Annotated in this window: 20 protein-coding genes and 1 pseudogene; 8 read left to right on the forward strand and 13 right to left on the reverse strand. The window is 67.5% G+C overall.

Going from position 1 to position 22421, the window contains the following annotated elements; all coding sequences use genetic code 11:
• Positions 1–37: 37 nt before the first annotated feature.
• Both GWK61_RS31255 and GWK61_RS31260 read left to right on the forward strand, forming a co-directional pair.
• Entirely contained in the window at positions 38–877 is an 840-nt protein-coding gene (locus GWK61_RS31255; protein WP_194915116.1) for an SAM-dependent methyltransferase, read from the forward strand.
• Between the two features lie 236 nt (positions 878–1113).
• Positions 1114–2028, forward strand: coding sequence for a hypothetical protein (locus GWK61_RS31260; RefSeq protein ID WP_228563230.1), 915 nt, complete (start codon positions 1114–1116; stop codon positions 2026–2028).
• Positions 2029–2041: 13 nt separating this feature from the next.
• On the opposite strand, the gene GWK61_RS31265 is transcribed toward GWK61_RS31260, so the two are convergent.
• The 4 genes from GWK61_RS31265 to GWK61_RS31280 all read right to left on the reverse strand — a co-directional run bounded on the left by GWK61_RS31265 (position 2042) and on the right by GWK61_RS31280 (position 8772).
• A complete protein-coding gene (locus tag GWK61_RS31265) occupies positions 2042–2830 on the reverse strand; it encodes a sulfotransferase (RefSeq protein WP_194915118.1) in 789 nt (262 codons plus the stop codon).
• 1680 nt (positions 2831–4510) lie between these two features.
• The gene (locus GWK61_RS31270) at positions 4511–5920 is read right to left on the reverse strand and encodes a sulfotransferase family protein (RefSeq protein ID WP_323747838.1); all 1410 of its coding nucleotides are present in this window, start codon (positions 5918–5920) and stop codon (positions 4511–4513) included.
• Between the two features lie 1265 nt (positions 5921–7185).
• Positions 7186–7530 carry a hypothetical protein gene (locus GWK61_RS31275; RefSeq protein WP_194915121.1) on the reverse strand — a complete coding sequence of 115 codons (345 nt, stop codon included), beginning with the start codon at positions 7528–7530 and terminating at the stop codon, positions 7186–7188.
• Positions 7531–7821: 291 nt separating this feature from the next.
• On the reverse strand, positions 7822–8772 hold the full coding sequence (locus GWK61_RS31280; protein ID WP_194915123.1) for a hypothetical protein: 951 nt from the start codon (positions 8770–8772) through the stop codon (positions 7822–7824).
• Positions 8773–9206: 434 nt separating this feature from the next.
• Between GWK61_RS31280 and GWK61_RS31285 the strand changes: the two genes are divergently transcribed.
• The 3 genes from GWK61_RS31285 to GWK61_RS31295 all read left to right on the forward strand — a co-directional run bounded on the left by GWK61_RS31285 (position 9207) and on the right by GWK61_RS31295 (position 11240).
• Positions 9207–9458 (forward strand): hypothetical protein, encoded by a 252-nt coding sequence (locus GWK61_RS31285; protein ID WP_194915124.1) that lies wholly within the window; start codon positions 9207–9209, stop codon positions 9456–9458.
• A 269-nt stretch (positions 9459–9727) separates the two neighbouring features.
• A complete protein-coding gene (locus tag GWK61_RS31290) occupies positions 9728–10393 on the forward strand; it encodes an HNH endonuclease (RefSeq protein ID WP_194915126.1) in 666 nt (221 codons plus the stop codon).
• A 226-nt stretch (positions 10394–10619) separates the two neighbouring features.
• Positions 10620–11240, forward strand: coding sequence for an HAD-IA family hydrolase (locus tag GWK61_RS31295; protein ID WP_323747836.1), 621 nt, complete (start codon positions 10620–10622; stop codon positions 11238–11240).
• Positions 11241–11404: 164 nt separating this feature from the next.
• On the opposite strand, the gene GWK61_RS31300 is transcribed toward GWK61_RS31295, so the two are convergent.
• Positions 11405–12745: a DUF1152 domain-containing protein gene (locus GWK61_RS31300; RefSeq protein WP_194915131.1), complete on the reverse strand. Its 1341-nt coding sequence runs from the start codon at positions 12743–12745 to the stop codon at positions 11405–11407.
• 509 nt (positions 12746–13254) lie between these two features.
• On the opposite strand from GWK61_RS31300, the gene GWK61_RS31305 reads away from it, so the two are divergent.
• Complete coding sequence (locus tag GWK61_RS31305; protein WP_194915133.1) at positions 13255–13989, forward strand: hypothetical protein; 735 nt, start codon at positions 13255–13257, stop codon at positions 13987–13989.
• A gap of 113 nt (positions 13990–14102) precedes the next feature.
• Here GWK61_RS31305 and GWK61_RS31310 read toward each other — a convergent pair whose 3' ends face one another.
• From GWK61_RS31310 to GWK61_RS31325, 4 genes and pseudogenes are all read right to left on the reverse strand, one after another.
• A complete protein-coding gene (locus tag GWK61_RS31310) occupies positions 14103–14363 on the reverse strand; it encodes a hypothetical protein (protein WP_194915135.1) in 261 nt (86 codons plus the stop codon).
• A 318-nt stretch (positions 14364–14681) separates the two neighbouring features.
• Entirely contained in the window at positions 14682–15059 is a 378-nt protein-coding gene (locus tag GWK61_RS31315) for a hypothetical protein (RefSeq protein ID WP_194915137.1), read from the reverse strand.
• Positions 15060–15320: 261 nt separating this feature from the next.
• Positions 15321–15918, reverse strand: a pseudogene (locus tag GWK61_RS60950) (glutamate synthase-related protein); the annotation flags it as partial.
• A 149-nt stretch (positions 15919–16067) separates the two neighbouring features.
• Positions 16068–16193 carry an SAM-dependent methyltransferase gene (locus GWK61_RS31325; RefSeq protein ID WP_228563233.1) on the reverse strand — a complete coding sequence of 42 codons (126 nt, stop codon included), beginning with the start codon at positions 16191–16193 and terminating at the stop codon, positions 16068–16070.
• 214 nt (positions 16194–16407) lie between these two features.
• Between GWK61_RS31325 and GWK61_RS31330 the strand changes: the two genes are divergently transcribed.
• Positions 16408–17067: an NAD(P)-dependent oxidoreductase gene (locus GWK61_RS31330; protein ID WP_194915140.1), complete on the forward strand. Its 660-nt coding sequence runs from the start codon at positions 16408–16410 to the stop codon at positions 17065–17067.
• A gap of 198 nt (positions 17068–17265) precedes the next feature.
• On the opposite strand, the gene GWK61_RS31335 is transcribed toward GWK61_RS31330, so the two are convergent.
• Both GWK61_RS31335 and GWK61_RS31340 read right to left on the reverse strand, forming a co-directional pair.
• Positions 17266–17463: a hypothetical protein gene (locus GWK61_RS31335; protein WP_194915142.1), complete on the reverse strand. Its 198-nt coding sequence runs from the start codon at positions 17461–17463 to the stop codon at positions 17266–17268.
• Positions 17464–17564: 101 nt separating this feature from the next.
• The gene (locus tag GWK61_RS31340; RefSeq protein WP_194915144.1) at positions 17565–18407 is read right to left on the reverse strand and encodes an SAM-dependent methyltransferase; all 843 of its coding nucleotides are present in this window, start codon (positions 18405–18407) and stop codon (positions 17565–17567) included.
• Positions 18408–18608: 201 nt separating this feature from the next.
• Between GWK61_RS31340 and xylB the strand changes: the two genes are divergently transcribed.
• Positions 18609–20090: a xylulokinase gene (gene xylB, locus GWK61_RS31345; RefSeq protein ID WP_194915150.1), complete on the forward strand. Its 1482-nt coding sequence runs from the start codon at positions 18609–18611 to the stop codon at positions 20088–20090.
• A gap of 179 nt (positions 20091–20269) precedes the next feature.
• Here the strand turns inward: xylB and GWK61_RS31350 are convergent, their stop codons facing one another.
• Both GWK61_RS31350 and GWK61_RS31355 read right to left on the reverse strand, forming a co-directional pair.
• The gene (locus GWK61_RS31350; RefSeq protein ID WP_194915152.1) at positions 20270–21682 is read right to left on the reverse strand and encodes an MFS transporter; all 1413 of its coding nucleotides are present in this window, start codon (positions 21680–21682) and stop codon (positions 20270–20272) included.
• Positions 21679–22332 (reverse strand): ArsR/SmtB family transcription factor, encoded by a 654-nt coding sequence (locus GWK61_RS31355; RefSeq protein WP_194915153.1) that lies wholly within the window; start codon positions 22330–22332, stop codon positions 21679–21681. The genes GWK61_RS31350 and GWK61_RS31355 overlap by 4 nt, the downstream gene beginning before the upstream one ends.
• Between the last annotated feature and the right edge of the window lie 89 nt (positions 22333–22421).

The raw sequence follows: 22421 nt of genomic DNA on the forward strand, positions 1-22421 counted from the left end.
CCGCCACCCCGCCGCCACCCCAGGGAGGCCACACCGCATGACCGAGGAACTGGGTCCAGAGGCCGGACCGCTTCTGCCGGACTGGGACCCGCCGGAGATCGACCGCACCAAGGCCCACCCGGCGCGCATCTATGACTACCTGCTCGGCGGCAAGGACAATTTCGACGTCGATCGCGAGGCAGCCGAGGTCGCCTTGGGTCTGATGCCGGAGCTGCGCGGGATGGCCCGGGCCAACCGTGCGTTCCTGGGCCGTGCGGTCCGCCATCTCGCCGAGGCCGGTATCACGCAGTTCCTGGACATCGGGACGGGTATCCCGGGCCCTGGTAACACCGGGGAGGTGGCGAGGGCCGTGCAGCCCGAGGCCCGTGTGGTCTATGTCGACTACGACCCGATGGTCTCCGCGCATTCCCGCGCATTGCTGGCCGGAGCCGACTCGGCGCTGACCGCGGTCGTCCAGGCCGACGTCCGCGAGCCGAAGACCATTCTGGACAATGGGAACGTTCACACCGTTCTGGACTTCGACAAGCCCATCGCCGTGCTGATGGTGGCGTTGCTGCACTTCGTCTCCGATGCCGAGGACGCGCACGGGATCGTCGCGCAGTTCGTCGACGCTCTGGCCCCGGGCAGCGCCTTGGTGGTTTCGCACGCCTCCGAGGGGCACGAGCTCGGCAAGTCCGTGGCGGCACGCTCCGGCTGGAAAAATGCCACGTCCCAACTGGTGCTGCGCGACCGCGGCGAGATCGAGCGGTTCTTCGAGGGCACCGAGCTGCTGGACCCGGGCGTGGTGATCATCCCGGCCTGGCGGCCTGATGACGAGCTCACGGACGAGGGGCGGTCACTGGACTACGGCCAGGCGGCGGTCGGCTTCAAACGCTGACCGACGCGGCACGGCACCCTGCTTCGAAAGGCGAGCACTTCTTCGCGAGCAGGAGTCCGCAGGGGTTAGTGCAGCGCCGCGTTGATCCTTCGGGGGCTGCCGGTCAGCTGGCGGGTCGCATAATCCCGGCCGATGACTCCGGACGGCTCCGGTACTCCCCGGGGCCGACGCGCCGCAGATCATTGACATCTGTAGGCTGATTCGAAAGCGGGGGCGTGGAACCTAGCGTCGATCCCATGAATCGCAATCGCCGTATCAGTGCTGTGACAGTCCTGGCGCTCTCCACCCTCGCCACCGGGACCGGCGCTGGGTTCGCCGCCACGACCACACCGTCGGCCGCACCGGTGGCCACGCACGCGTACGCGACCGCACCGACCACGGCCACCGCGCCCACACGGTCCTTCCAGGGCACGCTCCCCGCGCCGACCGGCCCCTACGCCGCCGGCGAGGACGTCATCCACCTCACCGACTGGAGCCGTCTCGATCCGTGGGTGCCATCATCCGGCCCCCGCCAACTGACCGTCACGATGGCCTACCCGGCCGGGGTGGACATGGACGGCTCCTTCTACCCGGTCCCGACGCCCGGCCAGATCAACCGGCCGTTCCTCATGCTGGGCAGGGCCGGCGTACACTCGGTCGGCGGTGGCGACGCCACATGGGGGCAGGCCTGGGCCGCCCTCGGCGGCTACAGGAAGTGGCTGGCGGTCACCGGCGCCGACCACCCCAGCTTCACCGACGTGGACCTGCTCGAGGAGGAGGCCGGGTTCCCGACGCCGCCCCTGGACCCCGAACGTGGAATCGTGATCACGCGCGAGTACGTGACGGCGTTCTTCGACCAGACGCTGAAGAGGATCCACAGCCCGCTGCTGGACGGCCCCTCACCTCTTCCAGCACTAGTACAGCGCCACGTTGATGCTTCGGGGGTTCATGCGGCATTGAGTGGGCTTGCGCCTGCCGAATACCTCTTCCGTGCCAGGTCGACACCAGACGCGGATTTGGTTTGGAGGTCGTTGACCCGGCATCGAAGCTCGTGCTGTGGTCTCGGCGAAGTCTCGGGCGTGATGGCCGCTTGTGCTGCTGCGTCTGACCTATCTCGCCGTGACCAACGCCTTCGCCGCGTTGCGGCTGTTACCGATGAGCGAACGGGATAATCTTGACTAGTCGTCACCTCACAAGGCCGGAGTAATCGAGTTCGACTAGCAGTTCATCAATCCTGCGAAACATATGATCCGGTATCGACGCTACAGGCACAACGGATCCGCAGCCCACTGTCATGTGAGGCGGCAATAAGTTCAATTCACCGCCGATGTTTCTCGATAGAGCCAGTCCTTCACTAAGGCCAGCATGGAAGCGAGCCGCCTTCAGCGTTGCAGAGCGTTGACCTATCAATTCCTCGTATCGCAGCCGTAGGCTTCGCAGTCGGTGCCTATGCTCAAACTGTAACATCTGTGACACCGTTGCCGCCCAGTAGTCGGCAAGCGCGGCAACGCTGTTACCGGGATAAGCGGCGGCGAATGCCTCAAAGCCGCTGTCACTAAGCCCCCAGGGACTATCAGCAAGAATCGAGTAGATCATGTCTACACAATCTCTATACATGCAGATAAACGTAGCCTGGGGGTAAAGACGCGCGAACACCTCTGCTGCTTTCGGCGTGCCGATTACCGCGCAGCCCCATCGCTTCGCGCCAACGCGAGCCAAATGCGTAGTTAGCATGATATTTATCGTCGATTTCGTTGCCGAAGCAGCAAGGGTGGAGAAGTCGGGAGGGTTCGACGACTCGAGATGTTGCCACGTTTGGATAAGTTCGGCACTTAGTCGCGGGACATTGACACCCTCCAACCAGGTAACACTGGTGTCATGACTCAATTCGTCAAGCAGGTACGCGACGCCTGATCGAGCGTGACTCACGATGATAATTGGAGCGTCGATACCGGCTTCCCCGTTCTCGTTCACGACTTTGCGCCACCCCGCGCGACACATGAATTCCAGTCAGCGGCAAGCGCAGGGAGGGCTGGGACGGACGTCAATGAGGCACTCGAAATTGTAGAACCCACATTGTTGCCGTTACTGACGGTGACAACCCGGTCAGTGATGGCTGGCCCCGTCTGATGGACTGTGATAGTGGCCAAGCCTCGAGCCACCCTCCATGTATCACTTGCAATATGAGAAGCATCCGACGGGGGGTTTTGGGGTCCCAGCACGCTAGCCTCAAGATCGTTCAAGGTCGTCGGCATCGACTCTGGCATTTTCTGGTCCTGCTGAGAGCAGGACTCCCAGTCTCGAACAGTCTCGACACCGCGCTTGTCGGAAGTCCATACAGCCTCGAATATCGGATCGCCTGAAGCCTGTCGCGTAATGGAAGTGACGCGCTGGATACGACCGCCTGAATCGACTGCGGCGTAAATGTGAGTCTCCTGCACACCCGATGCTTCGGTGTATATTTTGAATGCAAAGTCGTAGTCATTGAGGCGTTGAGACTTGCTGGCATTTCCGCATCCTGCAATCGCCACCAAGGCGGTGAATAGCGCAGTGGTGAAGTAATATCGACGAGTACCAGTCACCCTTCCCATCGGCGAACCTTAAATCCCGCTTTTCGATAAATTCGACGCCGAGCTCGTTTACTTCCAATCATCATTGTTTGCAATAACGGTGGAGCATACTTCTCCAACGGAGATCCGCTAACGCTAACCTTGAAGTATCGAACATGCCGCGCTACTTCTACGACCCAGAATTGCTGACCTGCCCGGTACACTTGGAGCTGCTCTTCTCGACCCAGCCAGTTTGCGGCGACCACCCGGACCTCGCCTGCCGCAAATCCCCATAGAAACAGAAAATAGTCCCCTGCCTTTGCTGTTTCGCTGTATGCTCCACCGATTCCGTGGGCAACCTGCGGAGCTGTTGTAGGGACGCTCCACTGACGTGCGGCCGGATCTCGCTGAAGCAGAGGCTCGCCTTCTGGCTGGCACTCGATGAAGCGCCAGCCAGAGTGGGGAAGGACGATCTCGTTCATGGGACGTTCGGTGTCAACATGCGAACCGCGAGGTGATCGTCCCCGAGTAGCCCCCGTAGGAGGTCACAGCAGAGAATGAGTTCATGTAGGAGTATGTGCCCGCGCCAGCACAGTTCCACTCTGCAAGCGCAATCGCCAAACCACCGTGAGTGCTGGTGGACTTAGCCGTGGCCAAGGTGCTCCACCCGAACCACCGCTTGCGCTTGAGTATCGCTTGCGCAAAGGCCCGTTGGCCGTCCTCGTGACAGTTCAGGGAAGTCTGGGCTCCTGCCAGCCCGCCCCCGCCGCCAAAGATGTACCAGCGACCGTCGCATCCAATAGGAACGTTCCCGTCCCCGCCACCGCTGTTAGCCGGCCTTACCGCCGATGATCCAGCAGATGGAACGAACACCGGCCGCGGTGAAGTTGCCGTCCGGTGAGCCAACGCGGCGTTGATGCGCTGTCTCGCCTGTTGCGCGCTGACCGCGTGGACCGTGGTTGTGGATGACGTTGCAGTGCGCTGTGTACTGCTACCGCTTTCAGCAGCTGCCGGAATGGCGGCGGCGGTTGCTGTAGCAGCCCCAACGGTCATAGTCATCAGCCGTCTGAAGCGCATATCTGCTTCCTCCTTCTCTATACCTTAACTACTTTGGCGTCAGCTTGCCGCCATTGGCTACCGTGGAAGGCGGCTGGTATGCCACCAGGTCGGATTCCGGAATAGCGCCGATACGCGCAATGCCCAAAAGCACGCAGAGCGCCAGCAGAGCTGGTTCACGTAACTGCGTACGCTCGTCGGCGAAGTCGCAGCGTACCCTTCCGGCCACAAGGTCGATCGCTAGATTCGATTCGCCTGCAAGTAACGCTCGCCAGACTGCCGCGCTGGCCAAGACTCTGAGCTTCGTTTCTGGCGTATCACTTATAGATTCGGAATCAGCGAGGTTCTGCTCTTCGGAAGGGAAACGCCAGGTAATGGCTGCTGACTCGGCCCAGGTTTCTCCAATCTTGATAGTAATGTCAGCAGCTCTTAGGGTCGGCCAGCGACGTAGTACATCGGCGCGCTTCGCTTCGGAGGAGGTCACAAGGCGGTCGCGAATCGCTGCCGCCACCTCAAGATCTGGACTAGGTGTGGCATCACTGCCGTGCCCTGACTCGCCTTCGCCACGATGACCGACCTGTGGGTAGCCGAGATCGGTTAGAACCAGGTTGATTCCGTCGAGCAGCGGTGGCGGAATAGCCATGACCGGGACCCGCTCGCCGCGTCCGACAGATGCGGTAGAGATCTTGTCGGTGAACCAAATCTTCTGGTCGCCGGCGCCGTGCGAATCGTGCTCGGTGTTCAGGCACAGGTCAGCAATACCGGAGATGGGTGATTCTCCAAGAAAATTGAACACAGAGTTCGCGATCAATTCCGGATCTGATACTAGATCCTCGTACCTCACACGCATGCAGCGTTCACGATGCGATTCCTCGAACTCACGGATCGTCTGAGTTGTGAACAGCCAATAGTGCCCGATCGCGGCCACGCTGTTACCGGGGAACTCGGCGGCATGCGGTGCAAACCCAAAACTTGATAGACCCCAAGGACTCGCTTCGAGCCCTGAGTCGATTACGTCCATGCATTGACGGTAGAGGCATATGAACTTGGCATCGGGAAACACTTGAGCCAGGAGGGAACCAAACGCCGCATTGTCAAGCGACTTGTCGCACCATCGACCCTTGCCGTGACGGCGTGCGTAGTCCCCGTATTGGCCGTCGATTACCCTGCGGATAGTCTCGGCGGCGCCCCGGTCGATTGTCGAAACTGTCGATGATTCGGCCTCGTTCTTACGCTCGCTATCTGCGCGGCCCGCCAACGTATCGATTAGTTGAAGCAGGGACGCGCATGTGCGACCGGGGCCGACCTCGGGCGGACACGTCAACGCCGGGTGCGAATCCAAAATGAAACGCAGCAAGGTCGACCCTGATCTCGCGGAACAAAGTACAAACACCGGTCCGCGAGACATCCCCGAGGAAGCACCCCCGTTGACCTTGGCCACTTTTCGCGACCAACGCATGCTCGATTGCGCGTTTAACTGCACGCTCAAACTCCCCGTCCGGAAACACAGGCGATTGACATGCCAGTGCGCATGTTCACCCTATCTCGATTAAGGCATCGCAGGGTTCGTATGTCAAGGCCAATGAGCTGTGTACTCATCGATAGCTGGCTAATGTCATGTACCTGATGGATTACCCAGAGTGTTAGCCCCTACAGGAAGTAGATGTGAATGGCGGTCAAGTACTTAATCCCCCTATGTCAACCATGAACGTGTTCGGATGCGGACGGTGGAACCAGGCTATCCCTCCAGCCGCCATAGCCCTTTTCCAGGCTGCGGGCTGGCAATCTCGAAAGGTTGCCGCGCTGCACGCGGTTGCTCGTCTGTCCAGGCGCGACGTCGGCCGAGGCCGACTGCTGGCCTTCCGGCGGACCAGGACCAGTTTTGCCGCTGAACGTCCCCAACGGCTCACCTGGAGTGGCGGCCGCATCAACACTCAGCTGTACGAGCCGATGGGCTCGGCGACGATCCCACTCTACGGTTCACCTCCACAACGTGGAGAAGACCTGATCAGCCGGTCCATCGGGACGTCCTTCTCCGGTTCACCTCCGCAGCGTGGGGAAGACTCGCGCATGTGGCCGCCGCGGCGGTCGGTGGCCGGTTCACCTCCACAGCGTGGAGTAGACGAGCTGTGCCTGATGACCGGTCAGGCCGGGAACGGTTCACCTCCACGGTGTGGAGAGGACAAGACCTCCCAGGGGTCGCGGCCGTCCTCGACCGATTCACCTCCGATGTGCGCCGTCGTGTTTCCCCACGTAGTGAGGGTTTGCCGTTCGCTCTTCGTAACGAACCACGGGGGCTGACAGAAGACGCCTTCTCCACGTCCTGTTTGCGATGCGGCGAGAGTTGATTGGGGAGCCGGCCCACACGAAGCCGCTCGCCCGGCAGGCCGCCGACGAGGGGGGTGCCAGCGTGCTGGCGGGCGGAACTACATGCCTGCCGACGCGGCGGGCGCCGGGCGGCTTTGGCGACTAGCCACCGACACAGAAAGCGCTTCCACTGTGGCGCGAGCACAGCAGCGGAAACTGGGTGGTGACGTTGCGAGTGCAGACGGACGGCCGCGCAGACTCAGAGCTGGCCAGGTAGCTGCTGGCCCGCGGCTGCCAACGTCCTCGGGGAGGAACTGACACCGGAGCAGCACCGCGCGGCCACGGTGCGGTCAGTTGTCATGGTCGCCGAGAGGATCATGACACGCACCGCGGCACTGGGTCAGGCGGTGGTCTGGCTCAGACCGAGTTGATGGCGGTCACCGCGGCGACCACATGGGCCGCGGTCAGGTGCACCGAGATAGTGAGCCGGACGTGGTCGGGACTGTATACGTCGGCGCTGAAGCCCAGGTCGTCAGAGCCATCGGCGAACCACGACAGGCCGGAGGCGTAGCTGTCCCACTCGGACGGTCGTGGAACCGGGACCCGGGCACGGCGGCCACCATGGCCTCGACGGTGGCGAGCGTGCGTGCCGTCCCCCAGACCTCGGCGCTCGCCGTCAGGGCCGTCGATTGCAGCCGCAGCTGGCGGGAGTCCCGTAGCCGCGCCGCACTCGTCACCATACCGCCGTCGTTCCTCAATCATGAGTGGCTCCCTCGGTGTAGCGTCTGCACACTGACGCACTCCGTAGTTGTACCTGCCTCTGTTGGGGCAGCTGCAGGCCCCGGACCGGGTTCTCGACGCGCGGCGCGGCTTGTCTCCGGTGGTTGTTGCAGCAATCAGTGGCCTGTTATCTGGCTTCCCACCATGTGCTGTGCCGACGGAGTTTGGGCTGCTAACGCTCCGTGCAGGGCTCGCCAGCGGCCCCCAGTGCGGCCTTCGGAGACCGCGGTACCCGAGTGGCTCGGTGCGCGGGAACCGCTTTCGGCGATCGGGTCAGGCGGCCTTGCGCCTGGCTGCGGCTTCCTTGAGTTCAGGCCAGCACCGGAACCGCAGCTGAAGGGTCCCCTCGCAGTTCTCGGTGACCGAGCCCAGGTAGTGGTACTCCTCCAGGCCGGGCCGGCCGTGGATGTCGAGGACCCTGAGGCCGGCGCCGTACCGGCGGTGGCACAGCAGGCGGTCGAGGTTTTCAGCGCCGAACTCGTGGGTGTCGAAGAACATTTCGACGGCCCACATCCGGCCGGTGCAGTCCGGAGCGCCGCAGGGGCAGCCGAAGGTCGGCCAGCTGTCGATGGCGAACGGGGTGACGACGGTGCCGAATGTGGCCGCGCGGCGCAGCAACCGCGAGCCGAGCGGGTCTGGGCGCCCTGCCCATCTGTCCGAGTCGTCGGCCAGTTCGGCGATTTCGGCTGAGTGCAGCTTCGGCATCGTCGCGAGGGTGGAGTCGAACTCGGGCCCGCGGTCGCGTGCCGCTTCCTGGCATGCCCGGGCAACCAGGTCCTCGTCGAAGTCGCCGATGATCAGCGCGTCGGCGTCGGTGCCCAGGAGCGTCACCGCCAGTCCTCCACGTGCTCGATCCCAGGCGATGCGCATGCCCGGTGTGCCGTACAGGACGCCGTCGGAGTCGGTGCACACCATGATCCGGCGCAGTAGGGTCCGGGTCAGGACCGCCCCCGGTTCGCCGTCGACCCGGTCGAGTTCGATGGTGATCGTGTTACGGCCAGGCTTGACGCGGCGGATGCCGAAGATGTGCTCGGTTTCCAACTGCGGCCGACCGAATCGTTCCCACAGCTCGGTCTCCAGCCGAGCTTGGGCGCCGATGGCGTCGAGGATGACCCGGCTACCGGGGGCGTTCACCGCTGTGGCCTGGGCGGCTTCGCGGTGGCTTTCGCCGGTAGCACTGCTGCGCGCGCAGGCGTCGGATTTCCTACGGCTGGACTTAGCCATGATCTGCTCCTGCACATCCTGCCGACCGAGGACGTGGGGCAGGTCCGGATGTGGATTCCTGGACGCACGCGGATGATTATCCGAGTGATACCTCGCCACTTGGCCGAAGATCTGCGCCCCGGGTTGGTCGGCGGGGGTGCATCGGCACGGCTTCTCGGCAGCCGGTCAGATTTGACCATCGCGAGCAGGTCGCAGTCAACTGCTTCGCCCGAACGGGTGATGGTGCGGATTCGCCAACGAGGCACGGCCGGGCATCAGGTTCCAGGTGCGCTGCCTCAGACGGCGCCCGGTCGCTTGTCCGGTGCCTGTCCCCCGTCGCGTGCGGGAATTTATTCTGCATGCGGTGTGATGACGTCTGGCTTCGGGCCCGGCCGTGGTGCGGGCCGACGAGGATCGGCCGGGCCTGGCCGTCACCGGGGGGGGTGGAGCGGGTAGTGCAGCGCCTGGTCGGCCTGCGGGTGCCGGTCGACCAGGCCGGCCGGGACGGCGCCTTGATGGCGTTCGTTACATCCGAGCAGGATCGCGAGCGCGGCGCTGGTCGCGGGGTGGTCGGTGAGCAGCGCACCTGCTGGCGAAGCCTGGAGGCGGGCGGCGCCGCAGCCGAGAGTGCCGGGGTGGTTTCCACAGCGGGATCCACCGGTCGACGTCGGCCAAGCGGGCGGGGAACACTGGCCAGGGAAGACTGATGCCGATCAGTAGGGCTTCCCACTCCCGGCGGCCGCCGAGTTCGCCACAGACCGGAGGTCGGGCCGGACCTGACAAGCTTGCGGGGCAAGCTGCGCCCTAAGCTACCGCGTCGCCCGGCACCCTGACACCATCGGCCTCTGCTGTCCGCCGCGGCGAGTTCCCAGAGTCGCCAGCATGCGAGAGCCGATCACCCAGACCGTCGGCCCCGGTTACACCGGTTGCTGCGGTTCACGGCCGCGGGCCGAAGCGAATCAGTAGGCTGAGGTTCGTGACTGTCAGACGTCCCGATGTGCCGCGGCAGCTGTACCGCGACCTTCTGCCGGAGGCCGGGCACAGATGCCCGATCCCCGCCTGCGGGGCGGTTGTCGTCGAGGTCGCGCATATCATCCCGTGGAGGCAGGTCAGAAGACACGACTTCGCCAACATGATCGCGCTGTGCCCCACCTGTCATGCCCGTTTCGATCGGGGAGACATCGATCGCGCCTCGATGCGCGCCTACAAGTCCGCGCTCACCGGCCCTGGAGCAGACCGGTTCCGGCTGGTCGATGCCTACCGAGGCTTGCAGACGGCCCTGGACGCATGGGTCAGCTCAATCAACGCCTATGTGATCTGGGATCTCACCGACGATTCGCACGAGGCAAACGACACGCTTCTGGCTGAGTGCTCGGAGCTGGCCGACAGGTCGTGGAACGCAGCAGAGGCACTGGGCCGAGCCGCATCTGCGGACACAGCTGACGCTGGCGAGTCCGTGTGCTCATCGGTTCAGGCGTGGGCGGATGACGTGATCGCAGGCCGTTGGCCGGACTCCTCAAGCGCGCCGGATGAGCACCCTGACCCGTTGCGGGGCCTGGACCCGTTGCACAGGGCCGTGTGTGGCGACGTCAGCCTCCGGCCGGACGTACTCCCCATGAGTCTGGATGAGTGGTCGCTGTGATTCACCAGTACCGGACGCGAGAGCACGCTGACGACCGCAGTCCGCGACCGTCAGCTGGACAGGTCTACCCGCACGGCGCCAGCAGCGTTAACGGCGCCGTCCCAGACGGACGCGGGCGGACAGGCGGCTTCGCCGTTCAGGAGGCCGTCCCTACCGTGGGGTGCGGCGGAACACTGCAGCCCGTCATGGCGCAGCCCGCTTCAGGGGTGGAGATCGAGGGGGAACGGTGGCGCACCAGGGCTTGATCATGGATTTCGGCGGGGTGATGACCACGCCGATGCACCTGAACTCCCGGGCGTTCGAACAGGAGCACGGGCTCGCCGTCGGCTCCTACACCCGTGCCCTGTCTGAGCATCCAGACGGCGTCCGCGTCTACGCCGACGTCGAGATCGGCCGGGCGACACAAGCCGAGTGGAACGCAGTCATCGGCACGATCCTGGGCGTCGACCCGACGGACCTGATGCGGCGGGCGCTGGCGAACCTGCGCCCGGAGCCAGACATGGTCGCCTATGTCGCCGCCGCGCGCGCCGCAGGCGTCGTCACAGCTCTGCTGTCCAACTCCTTCGGGGGGCCGTACGACGTGTATGCCGACCTCGGGCTCCTGGGTCTTTTCGACGTCGTCGTGCTTTCCGACCAGGCAGGGGTACGCAAGCCCGACCCGGCGATCTACGATATGACCCTCCAGCGCATGGGCGTGGCCGGCCCCCAGGCGGTGTTCGTCGACGACGTTGCAGACAACCTGCTTCCCGCCGAAGCGCTGGGCATCACCACGATCCACTACACGAGCTCCGAGGCTGCGATCGAGTCCTTGAACCGCCTGTTCACGCAGGTACGTTCTCGACCGTAGTCGCCCAGCGCACAGCCGCCGGCATGAGCACAGGGAGCAGAGCGACAACGCCTTCTCCTCGCGCGGCGGGTGCTGGGGCCGCGGGCCGTTCGGCACGTGCTCCGGTCCGAAGACGGGGTTCAGCTGTCGGCCCCCCAGCGCCGGGGCCGTAGGTCGTTCGCGTCTTAGGGCCCGACGCGCCACAGCGTTGCCAAATATCGATCGGGCCAGCGTCGTTCCAGGTGGGTGCGGAGCCTGTCGTGGTTGCCGCTGCTGCCGCCGGCCACCTCGATGAGCCGTCTCAGCGTGACGTAGTCCGCTCCGCGGGCTGCGCTGGCGGTCTCGATTCCGTGGACAGCGTTCTCGAAATTCGCGAGGGTGAACATTCCTTCGCGTGATGTTCGTCGGCCGCCGCGGCTAGCGGCTTTGGCTCGCTCGTAGTCTGTTTCGCAGCGGCCACAGATCCTCCTGACGACGGCTTCAGCCTCGACGAGCGTCGAGGTGGCTGCGAGGGGACCGATGAGCAGGCTGCGCTCGGTCAGTGCTCGGAGCGGAACGGACCACACCTCGGCTGACCGGTGGTCCAGCGTGATGGGGGTGCCGTTGTCTCGGATCTCGACCGTGCCTCGCACGCCGTTGGCCGCTGCGGCGAGAAGGCCGGTGACTTCGGAGGGATGCCAGGCCAGGATCCCCGCGACGCAGCGGGCGTGGTCAGGATTCAGGGTAGCCAGGAGCTGGCCGCCGATGTCGCCGGCGGCTGCGCGCACGGCGTCGGCGGCCAGCTCGCCGTCCAGCCCAGGGCCGGCAACGACGACATCGACCGGAATGCCGAGTCCGCCGCAGGCTGCTGCGGCCAGGCCGTCGGCGAGCGGGCTTCGCAGTTCCGGTTCGTCGTCTCGGGCGACGATGTCCCCGCCGACGTCAACCAGGAGTAGGCGCGCCGCACCGAGGGCAGTGCAGGCGGCACGGACCTGCCTGCCGAGACCTTCGCAGCCGGCCTTCGGATCAAGGAAGATGAGCGGGATCTGGAGCGCTGCGGCGAGGCGGGGCAGGGTCGATCCCGCAGGCGGCAGCGGTCGGGTGTCCGCGGCGACGATGTGAGCGCCGTCGCCGAGCGGCTTCAGACCGGTGAAGTCGTCTGTCGTCCGGGGGCCGGGCAGGGGGTCGATTAGCAGCCGATCCCAGCTGAAGGTGGCGATGCCGCACACGGTGCCGCCGACGATCTCGGGGTCTGCGGCGAGCATCGCGGCGGCGATGGCGTCTCCCCCGCCGCCAGCTGCGATGAGAAGGGTGGACATGGGCTGGCGTCGGGCCTTTCGCCGGGCAGAGTGCAAATGGACGCTCGCCGAGACCCACGGGGGGAGGTCGCGGCGAGCACGAGTACACAGTAGGACCCTGTGAATGGCGCGTGGCCGAGCGCGGCGGCAATGTTGTCGATGCAATAGGTCGGACGCAGGATTGCCCTTGGCGAGACTGCGCTCGCTCTGTTCATGGGGTCGTCGGAGGGCATCCTGGGATTCCTCCATGTAGACCTCCGCCACGTCGATGACCAGCCCGCGGTCGGCTCAGTGGAATTGGGTGGCGTATACCAGCGGCACTGACCCGAGCGGTCGCGCCTCGTCTCCCGCGATGCTGGGCACACAGCCGTCGATCCCCGGCCTGACCACCATCCCGACGAGTCCTCAACAACGTCGAGTGGCGGCGCAATTGACCAGGTCTGGCGTGGGCGGCCGCTCTTGCGCCGGCGCAGGAGCGGGGCGGCGCGGCGGTGATGGGTCGCTGGTGGCGGGATGCTTCGCGGTCGTGGCAGGTGTGCTTGCGGTTCCCTATGCCAGCTCGCGTCGGCGGTGCTGGGCTGTGGTGGATGGTCAACGCGGTATTCGCCCTGCTCATCTCGGATGCGGCTGCGCCCGGGGGGGCGCAGCGCCCGGCGGAGTGGGCCGGTCAGAATCGGGACAGTTCTCTGGAGCCGCGGCGGTCGTGGCCTTTGCGCCGATTACGCGCCTGTCAGATACTCAGGGGATCATGCGCTGGTATGACGAGCTACCGGATCGAGGCGCTGTTGCGCCGTTTCGACACGCGAGCAGACACAGCGACTACCGGCCATATCAGCGGCTTCCTCGGTGAAACAATCTTGCTTGAGGCCACGGGCCACTGGCTGACCTCGATCGGACACGACGTGGAGCTGCTAGGGGGGACGCCTCGGCGTGACGATTCAGCGTTCGGCGCTTGGTGCCCCATGCCGACCGTGCGCGACCTTGACGCATGGTTTCTCCTGGACGGCAGTGATCTCCTTGTCGTCGAGTGCAAATGCTGGACCGCGGCGTCGATGGACGGAGCCACCGTGCCCGACGATGCGGCGCAGAGGGCTCAGTACGCGCAGGACGAGTGGTTCACGATGCTGGCAAGGCACATTGACACTGATCGGTGGACGGGAACCAACAAGGTGTTCCTTCCGCTCATCCCACCCGGCAGCCTCAGCGCCGACGTCGCCGAGGCTGCGATGGCGAAGCTGCGCAGAGTCCTGGCTGTCTGGCGCCCGCTCTCACTTGACGGGACGGCGTTTACGGCGACGGTGACGGCCGATTCGGTACTCGATGACCAGCTTCGCCCCGCCGTCGCCGAGGTGTTCTCCGCGTCGCTGTACCTTCGTTCCCTCCTCGAACGCGGCGAGACCCATTTGACCACGCGCTTCGGCATGACCGAGCGGCTCCTGGGCGCGGTCGCCGAGCTCCTCGATCCAGGGTTCGGTGTCGCGGTGGAGTCGTAGGCCGGTTCCCCCGAGGCGACCGGCCAGACCCCTTTTGCGGACTCATGACTCTGGACGGCTGGCCTCCTACCGGTGGCCCGCCATCCGGAGGTCACACACGGCAGCCGGCCGTCTCAGTCGACGCTGTTTCCTTTCTCGTCTTGTTCGTCAATCCAGCGGCCCCAGCGGCCGATGCCGAGGGTGAGAAGCCACAGCATCTCCGGCAGCCACGTCTCGCCGTCTCCGAGCGCCGTCAGGTCACCGCCGAGCTCTTCGTTGCGGGCCTCGCGGGCGTCCTGGTCGAGCGTCATAGCCGCAGCGAAGCCGGTGAGGATGCGGGCGCGCTGCTGACGTGTGGGGTCGGCGTCCAAGGGGCGGGAGGCGGAGTCGAACATCCAGCGGAGGGTTCCGTCGACCGGTCCGGACAGGTTCGGGGTGACGGACGTTGGTGTAGACCGCCAGCAGCAGGGTCCACAGCCCGACCAGAAGGTCGGACGCCCCGGCGTTGTCGACGAGCGCTTGGATAGCGGCGGCGCCGCTGGCCGAGTGATCCAGCGTCAAGGGCATCAGGGCGGCTGCGGGGGCGAGCCAGTCGGCGTCGACGCCGGGGATGTCGGTGGCCGCGGTCAGCATGTGCAGGCTGCCGCCGAACGTCTCCATGTCGGTGCCTGCGGCCTGAAGTGCACGGAAAACGGCAGCGTCCAGCCTCCACGTCAGCACGTTGGCCTGACCGCTGGGCAGGCGTTCAGTGCCGATTCGGCGACGCCGCGCAGGTAGGAGGTGTCGTTGCCACGCGCCACCTCGACAATTGCGGCGGCGCTGGCCCGCCAGGAGCCGTCGTCATCGTGGCCGTTGCCCAGTCCTGCGGTGTGGAACGCGGCGAGGGTGGCCAGCACCTGTGCCGCGACAGCTATCCGGTCCACTTGTGTGGCCAGCTGCGCCGCGATGAGCGCCTTCTCGAACGCCACGTGGTCGAGGGCTTCGCGAACCAGCGGATGTTCGGGGTCGGCGCGGATGGCACGCGCGACCAGGTCGGCGGTCAGCGTGATCTCATCGGGCAGCTGCCGGGCCGGAGGCGTTGTTCCCGCCACGACTGGCTCCGGCGGGCTGGCGGCCGGGAAATCGGGCCGGGCAGCGGGAACGGGCCGAGCAGGATCGAGGCCCCGCCGATGGACTGGACGATGTCGTTGGTGCCGGCGAAGGAGCCCTGGTACACCGTACGCTAGGACGTGTGCGTGCCCTGCGTGTTCCGGGTCCAGTTCAGAAACGTGCCCACGATCAGGCCCGCGGCGCCCAGCGCCGTGACCAGGACCCGGGATGTGACACCGGTGGATCCGACCCTTGTTTTCTGCTCAGCCGACGCGTGCCGTGAAGGTGTCCGGGTCCGCGGCGGCCCAGTCCGCGGCCCAGTCCTGCGGCACGTCTGCCAGCAGCTCCCCCGGTTCGAGCCAGTCGAACAGCTCCGCATAGGTCTGCACCGAGTTCTGGTCGATGCGGCGGAGCAGGTGCTCCGGGCGCAGCTCGCGCGGCTCGCGCAGACCCATGGCGGCGATGATCTGCTGCGCCTCGGCCACGGTGTTCTGCTGGTAGCGGCGGACCCGCTCGGTCTTGTCGGCGACGTCGAGCGCCCGCGCGCTTGGGGTCCTGGGTGGCCACGCCGACGGGGCAGCGGTTGGTGTGGCACAGGCGCGATTGGATGCAGCCGGTGGCCATCATCATCGCCCGCGCGGAGTTGGTGTAGTCGGCGCCCTGGGCGATGCGTTTGACGATGTCCATGCCGGTGGCGACCTTGCCGCTAGCGCCGATCCGGATCCGGTCCCGCAGCCCGGTGCCGACCAGGGCGTTGTGCACGGTCATGAGCCCGTCGGTCAGCGGCTTGCCCACGCCGTCCTGGAACTCCAGCGGCGCCGCACCGGTTCCGCCTTCGGAGCCGTCGACGGTGATGAAGTCCGAAGGCTCCCACATCCAGCGCCCGACGACTGTGGCGCCAGCCGGTTCGGCTACCCTCAGCGGTCAATTTATGTCACAGCGTTACCAACGAATAGCACAAGTGGCACACTGGCCACTGTAAAAACTCGAAAGCCATTGGTAACGTACGATTAGCACGGGTACCCGCCGAGCATGTAGTCGTACATGCGGGCCGGATGGGGCTTGGTCTGGTCGATCTCCGGGGGGAGCCAGTCCGGCAGTAGCGGACCGGTGTCCGGCCCCAGTTCCTCGGTCATGCGGTGTGGCCCTCCCAGATCGGTGGCGGCGGGGGTGGCTTCGGTTACCCGTGCGGCGCCAGATTATCCGATCGTTCGTCGTGACCTGATATTCCTGCCGCACGGCACCGGACGCGCATCGCGGTGGCACCGCGGTGGCACCCCGAGCAGCGCCGATGTCCAATTGAGGAGGCGCGGGGCGCGCTTTGGAACACACGTTCGAGAAGGAGTTGCCGTGGACATCGTGGTGTTCGGCGCGACCGGCATGATGGGCTCGCGGATCGCCGCGGAGGCGGCGTCCCGGGGCCACAACGTCACCGCGGTCTCGCGGTCGGGGCGCGCGCCGGAGGGCGTCGCCGGCCAGGTGACCACGGCGGTCGGCGACGCGAGCGACCCGGGCCAGGTCGCGGAGCTGGTCAAGGGTGCCGACGTGGTGGCGTCCGCCCTGGTACCACCGCGCGACGGCACGGACCCGCGCGCCCCCCTCGTGCAGCTCTACACCGACTTCCTGTCCGGCGTCCGCGACGGCGGCGCACCCCGCACGGTCATCGTCGGCGGCGCCGGCTCCCTCCTGGCGGCCCCCGACACCCGCCTGTGCGACCTGCCCGACTTCCCCGCGATGTACAAGCCCGAGGCGCTGGCGCACGCCGCCGTCCTGGACTCCCTGCGCGCCGACCCGACCCTGCCGACCTGGACCTACATCTCCCCCGCCCCCGAGGTCGGCCCCGGCGAGCGCACCGGCGCCTTCCGCCTCGGCATCGGCGACGAGCTCCTGCCGAACGCGAGCAGCATCAGCGCCGAGGACTACGCGGTGGCGTTCGTGGACGAGCTGGAGTCGGGGGCGCATCCGCGGGAGCGGTTGTCGGTCGCCCAGACGGCTCAGGCAGGGAACTAATCACGACGGCCGCCCCGCACACCACGGCACACAAGGCGAAGAACGCCCCGCTCCCGTGCCGCATCAGTGCCGCTCAGCGACCAGCTTGACCACGGCGGCGGTGATCGGGCCACCGAAGTACGGCTCGCTCAGCCCTACGACGATCACTAGGCGGCGCATGCCGGCGTGCTGCCGGACGTATCGCAGCCTTTCGCCGAACTACCCCCACAGATCTTGTCCCAGCTCCGGCATGACGGCGGCGCCACACGGTATCCGCAGCTTCATAAGCATCACCAGCGACGCGCCGAACAGCGCGCCAGCCACCAGAAACGCCACCGAAGCTCCGCCGAAACCGAGCGCGAGACCTGCCAGCACCGGCCCGGCCAAGTTCGCGGCCCGCACCGCCAGGACCCGCATCCCCTGCACCCGCGCTTCGCGAACCCCCGTTCGCGAAGAAGTGTTCGCCTTTCGGTCGACCCAGGCGACCCGGTCGACCCTGCCGACGCCCCTGAAAGCTCCTACCGCTTGATCCCGACCGCCGCGTGCCCGTAGTCCAGCGAGCGCTCCTCATCGGTGAGCTCGGCGTCCGGGCGCCAGGCGGGGATGATCGTGACGCCGGGCTCCAGCAGCTCGGTGCCGGTGAAGAAGCCGGCGATCTCCTCGCGGTCGCGCAGGACCAGCTGGGAGGTGGCGTTGTTCCAGCCCTTGCGGGCGGCGCCGAACTTGCCGGGGACGTGGCCCTCGGAGGCGTGCGAGACCGCCAGGGCGCCGCCGGGGGCCAGGACGTCGACGAACTGCGCCGCGATGCCGTGGGCGTCCTCGGCGTCGGAGACGAAGTGCAGGACGGCCACCATCAGGACCGCCACCGGCTTGTCGAAGTCCAGGACGGCGTGGACGGTGCCGTTGTCCAGGATGGTCTTCGGCTCGCGGACGTCGGCCTGCACGATCGCGGTCAGCTCCGGGTCGGCGCCGGCCAGCAGGGCGCGGGAGTGCGCGGAGACGATCGGGTCGTAGTCGACGTAGACCACGCGGGCGCCGGGGTGGATGCCGCGCGCGATCTCGCCGGTGTTGCCGGGGCCGGGGATGCCGGTGCCGATGTCGAGGAACTGCGTGATGCCGGCCTCGGCGAGGTGGCGGACGGCGCGCCCCAGGAAGGCGCGGTTGACGCGGGCCATGCCGCGCAGCTCGGGCATGAGCTTCAGCGCGACCTCGGCGGCCTCGCGGTCGACGTCGAAGTTGTCCTTGCCGCCGAGCAGGTAGTCGTAGATGCGCGCGGGATGGGCCTTGTTGCGGTCGATGTCCGGCGGTGTCCAGGCTGGCAGCTGCGCGCCGCCGTCCTCACTGATCGACTCGTCGGTCATTCTCGACCCTCCCGGTGGCGGATTCGGTGGCGGATTCGGCGGTGGGCGTCCCGCGTGTGGATCAGCGTAGCCGATGATCATCGAGGACTGACACCTGGTCGGCGGCGGTGGCCGCGGCGGTGGGGCCCCGCCGCACACCCGGCGGCGATGCTAGGTTCACGTGTCGAATGATTCGCAACGTCGTGCCGGGAGTGCCTGTCAATGACCCGTAGTGCCCTGGTCGCCGGCGTCGATTCGGCGACGCGGTCGTGCAAGGTGATGATCCGCGACGCCGCCACCGGCGCCGTGGTCCGCCGGGGCTCGGCACCGCACCCGGACGGCACCGAGGTCCACCCCTCGGCCTGGTGGGAGGCCCTCGGGCAGGCCGTCGCCGAGGCCGGCGGGCTGGAGGACGTGGCCGCGGTCACGATCGCCGGGCAGCAGCACGGCATGGTGTGCCTGGACGACGAGGGCGCCGTGGTGCGTCCGGCCCTGCTGTGGAACGACACGCGCTCGGCGCGGGCCGCCGCCGACCTGGTCGCGGAGATCGGCGCCGGCGGGGCGGCCGCGTGGGCGGACGCCGTCGGCACCGTCCCGGTCGCCTCGCTGACCGTCGCCAAGCTCCGCTGGCTCGCCGAGCACGAGCCGGCGCGCGCCAAGTCCACCGCGGCGGTCTGCCTGCCGCACGACTGGCTGACCTGGAAGCTGACCGACGGCCGCGATATCAGCACCCTGACCACCGACCGCAGCGACGCCTCCGGCACCGGCTACTACTCCGCAGCCGCCGGCGCCTACCGCCCCGACCTGATGGAACTGGCCTTCGGACGACAGCCGCTGGTGCCCACCGTGCTCGGCCCGTCCGAGCCCGCGCGGATCCTGCAGCCCTCGGCCGGCTTCGCCCCGGCGAACTCCCCGCGCATCCGGCTCGGCGCGGCCGGGCTGAACCCGCTGCTGGTCGCCGCGGGAGCCGGCGACAACGCGGCCGCGGCGCTGGGCCTGGGCGCGCGGCCGGGCGACGTGGTGGTGTCGATAGGCACCTCGGGCACGGTGTTCGCGTGCTGCGACACCCCGACGGCCGACCCGACCGGCGCCGTCGCGGGCTTCGCCGACGCCACCGGCCGGTACCTGCCGCTGGTCTGCACGCTCAACGCCGCGCGGGTGCTGGACGCGGCCGCCGCGTTGCTCGGCGTGAGCCTCGGGGAGTTGTCGCGCCTGGCCCTGTCCGCGCCGGCGGGAGCCGACGGCCTGACGCTGATCCCGTACCTGGAAGGCGAGCGGACTCCGAACCGTCCGGACGCCACCGGCACCCTGCACGGCCTGCGCCTGACCAACTCCACCCCTGCTCACCTGGCCCGCGCTTATATCGAGGGCATGCTGTGCGGCCTGGCCGACGGTCTCGACGCGTTGACGGCGGTCGGCGTCCCGGTGGAGCGCATCCTGCTGGTCGGCGGCGCGTCACGCTCGGAGGCGGTCCGGGCGATAGCGCCGGCGATTCTGGGCCGGCCGGTGCTGGTGCCGCGCGCTGCCGAGTACGTCGCGGACGGCGCCGCGATGCAGGCGGCGTGGGCGCTGAGCGGCAGCGGCATGACCGGAATGAACGGCACGGACGAGCCGCCGGCGTGGGGTCCCTGCGAGGCGGACCGATCCGAGGCCGAGCCGGTGCCATGGCTGCGGGAGCGGTACCACGAGTACCGGGACGCTTAGCGGCTGACGTCCGCCAGGACGCGGGGGTCGCCGTACGCGCGGAACAGCGTGATGAGGCCGTCGCGAAGGTGGAGGATCTGGACCGACGTCACGCTGAACGGCTTGTCGTCAGGCTGCTGCGACCCGGGATCCGGTTCGCTGGCGACGGGGTCGGACCAGCGCGAACCCGGGGCTCCTGGCTAGAGATTCTCGAGGGAGCGGATCCCCAGGACCGGCGACGTCAGCAGCCAGAGCGCCGACATCGCCCCGCCGACAGCGGCGACCAGCAGCGTCGGCCGCATTCCGATCGTGCCGGCCAGCACGCCGCCGACCACCGCGCCGAGCGGCCGGATGCCGTAGTTGACGGTGGTGTAGGCGCCGGAGACGCGGCTGCGGACGGTGTCGTGGATGACGGCGGTCTGCAGCGAGTTGAGATTGACGTCGAACAACATCACCCCGAGGCCGCCCAGGAACTCGGCGAGTGCCAAGACCCCAGCACACAGCCACACCGATCCGTGCGCCACGGCAACGAGCGCGATCGGCGCCGGGAACAGCACGGCGCCGACGGCGACGCCGCGTCCGACGCCGATCCGGCGCGCGAGCCTCGGCGCGAGGACCGCGCCCAGCAGCGCGCCGCTCGCCCCCACGCCCAGCGCCACGCCGACGGCGCCGCCGGACAGGTGCAGCACGCGGGTCGCGAACAGGATCAGCAGGCTGGTGTTGGCGACGAAGGTGAAGAAGTTGACCGTGGTCGCGCAGGCGAGGGTGGATCGCAGGATGGGCTCGCGGGCGATGTAGAGGATGCCCTCCTTCGCGCGGCGTGCCAGCGAGACCTCGGCTGAGTCCGACTCCGGCTGCGGCTCCGACTCCGGCTCGGCGACGCGGACGCGGCTGATCATCAGCGCCGAGAAGAGGAACGACACCGAGTCGGCCGCCACGGCGAACGGCGCAGAGGCCGCCGCGGTCAGCACCCCGCCGACCGCGGGCCCGACCATGAAGGACGCCGAACGGCTGCCAGCGAGCTTGCTGTTGGCGGACACGTACTGCGACCGCGGCACCAGACGCGCGAAGAAGGACGGGTACGAGGTGTTGAACAGCACCGCCGCAGTCCCGCACAACGCCGCGACGACGTAGAGCTGGCCGAGCGTCACGGCATGGAACGCGGCCGCGACCGGCAGGCTCACCAGCACGGCGGCACGCGCCAGATCGGCACCGATCATGAGCCGGCGCTCGCGACGCTGCCGGTCCACCCACGCGCCGAGGAAGACGCCGAGCAGGTTCGGCGTCCAGGTCACGGCAGCGAGCGCCGAGGCCTCGGCGGCGCTGGCCTTCAGGGTCGCGGCGGCGATCAGCGGAAGCGCGAGCTCGGTAACACGGTCGCCGAGCTGGGAGACAGTGTCGCCGAGCCAGAAGCGGCGGAAGCGGGGGTCTTGGGGGTCGTCGGCGGCGGATAGTTCGGACCGGGTCTCGGTCGCGGTGCCGATAGCCGATTCGGCGCTGGTCGGGCCGTCGGTCGCGGTACGCGGGTCGGCGGTCACCGTTGCGAGCGAGTCGGTGCTCGCGCTGGCGCTGGCGAGTGACTCTGTCTCAATGTCCTGGTCGGCGCTGGTCATGCCTCGCCGCCGATGCCGTTCGCCTCCGCATCAGCATCCTGCCCCTCCGGCAGCGCAAACCGCACCATCCGCACCCGCCGGCTCCCCGCAGGCCGCTCCCCGGCCTCCCGATTCACATACGGCGCGAGCACCATCTCGATCCCGTCCATGATCGCCGCCAACTCCGCAGCGTCCACGTCGACCCCCGTGTCCGAGACCCCCGCGACCCGGCTCCACTCCGCGTCCAGCGCCGGCTCGACCTCCGCCACCCAGCGGGCCACCTTGCCCTGCGCGTGCGCCATCATCTCCCGCACCAGCGTGCGGGCCGCGCTGTAGCCCTCGGCGTTGTCGGCGTCGGCGGGCACGTCGAAGCGGAACCCGGGCACCGCCGCCTCCCACCGGCGGGCGCGGCCGTCGGGGTGCGGTTCGCCGTCGCGGACCAGGCCGAAGCCGGCCAGGTGCCGTAGGTGCCAGCTCGCGGCCGAGGGGCTGATGCCGGCGCGCGGGGCCAGTTCCGTCGCACTGGCCGGGCCCTCGCGGCGGAGGATGTCCATGATCGTCAAACGCGCCGGGTGCGCCAGGGCCCGCATCATCCGCGGATCGGTGACGACCAGGTCGCCGAATCGGCCGCGCTCCTCCGGTTCTCCGCGCTCTTCGCGCTCCCCCACCATGATGTGAAAGTATTGCTTCACATCTCGGGGCGTCAACCGTCGGCGGCCGAAAATCAGATCGCGCTTCGCGCGCACGTCAGTAAGCTCGC

It is taken from the genome of Catenulispora rubra (assembly GCF_015356825.1).
GTDB lineage: Bacteria > Actinomycetota > Actinomycetes > Streptomycetales > Catenulisporaceae > Catenulispora > Catenulispora rubra.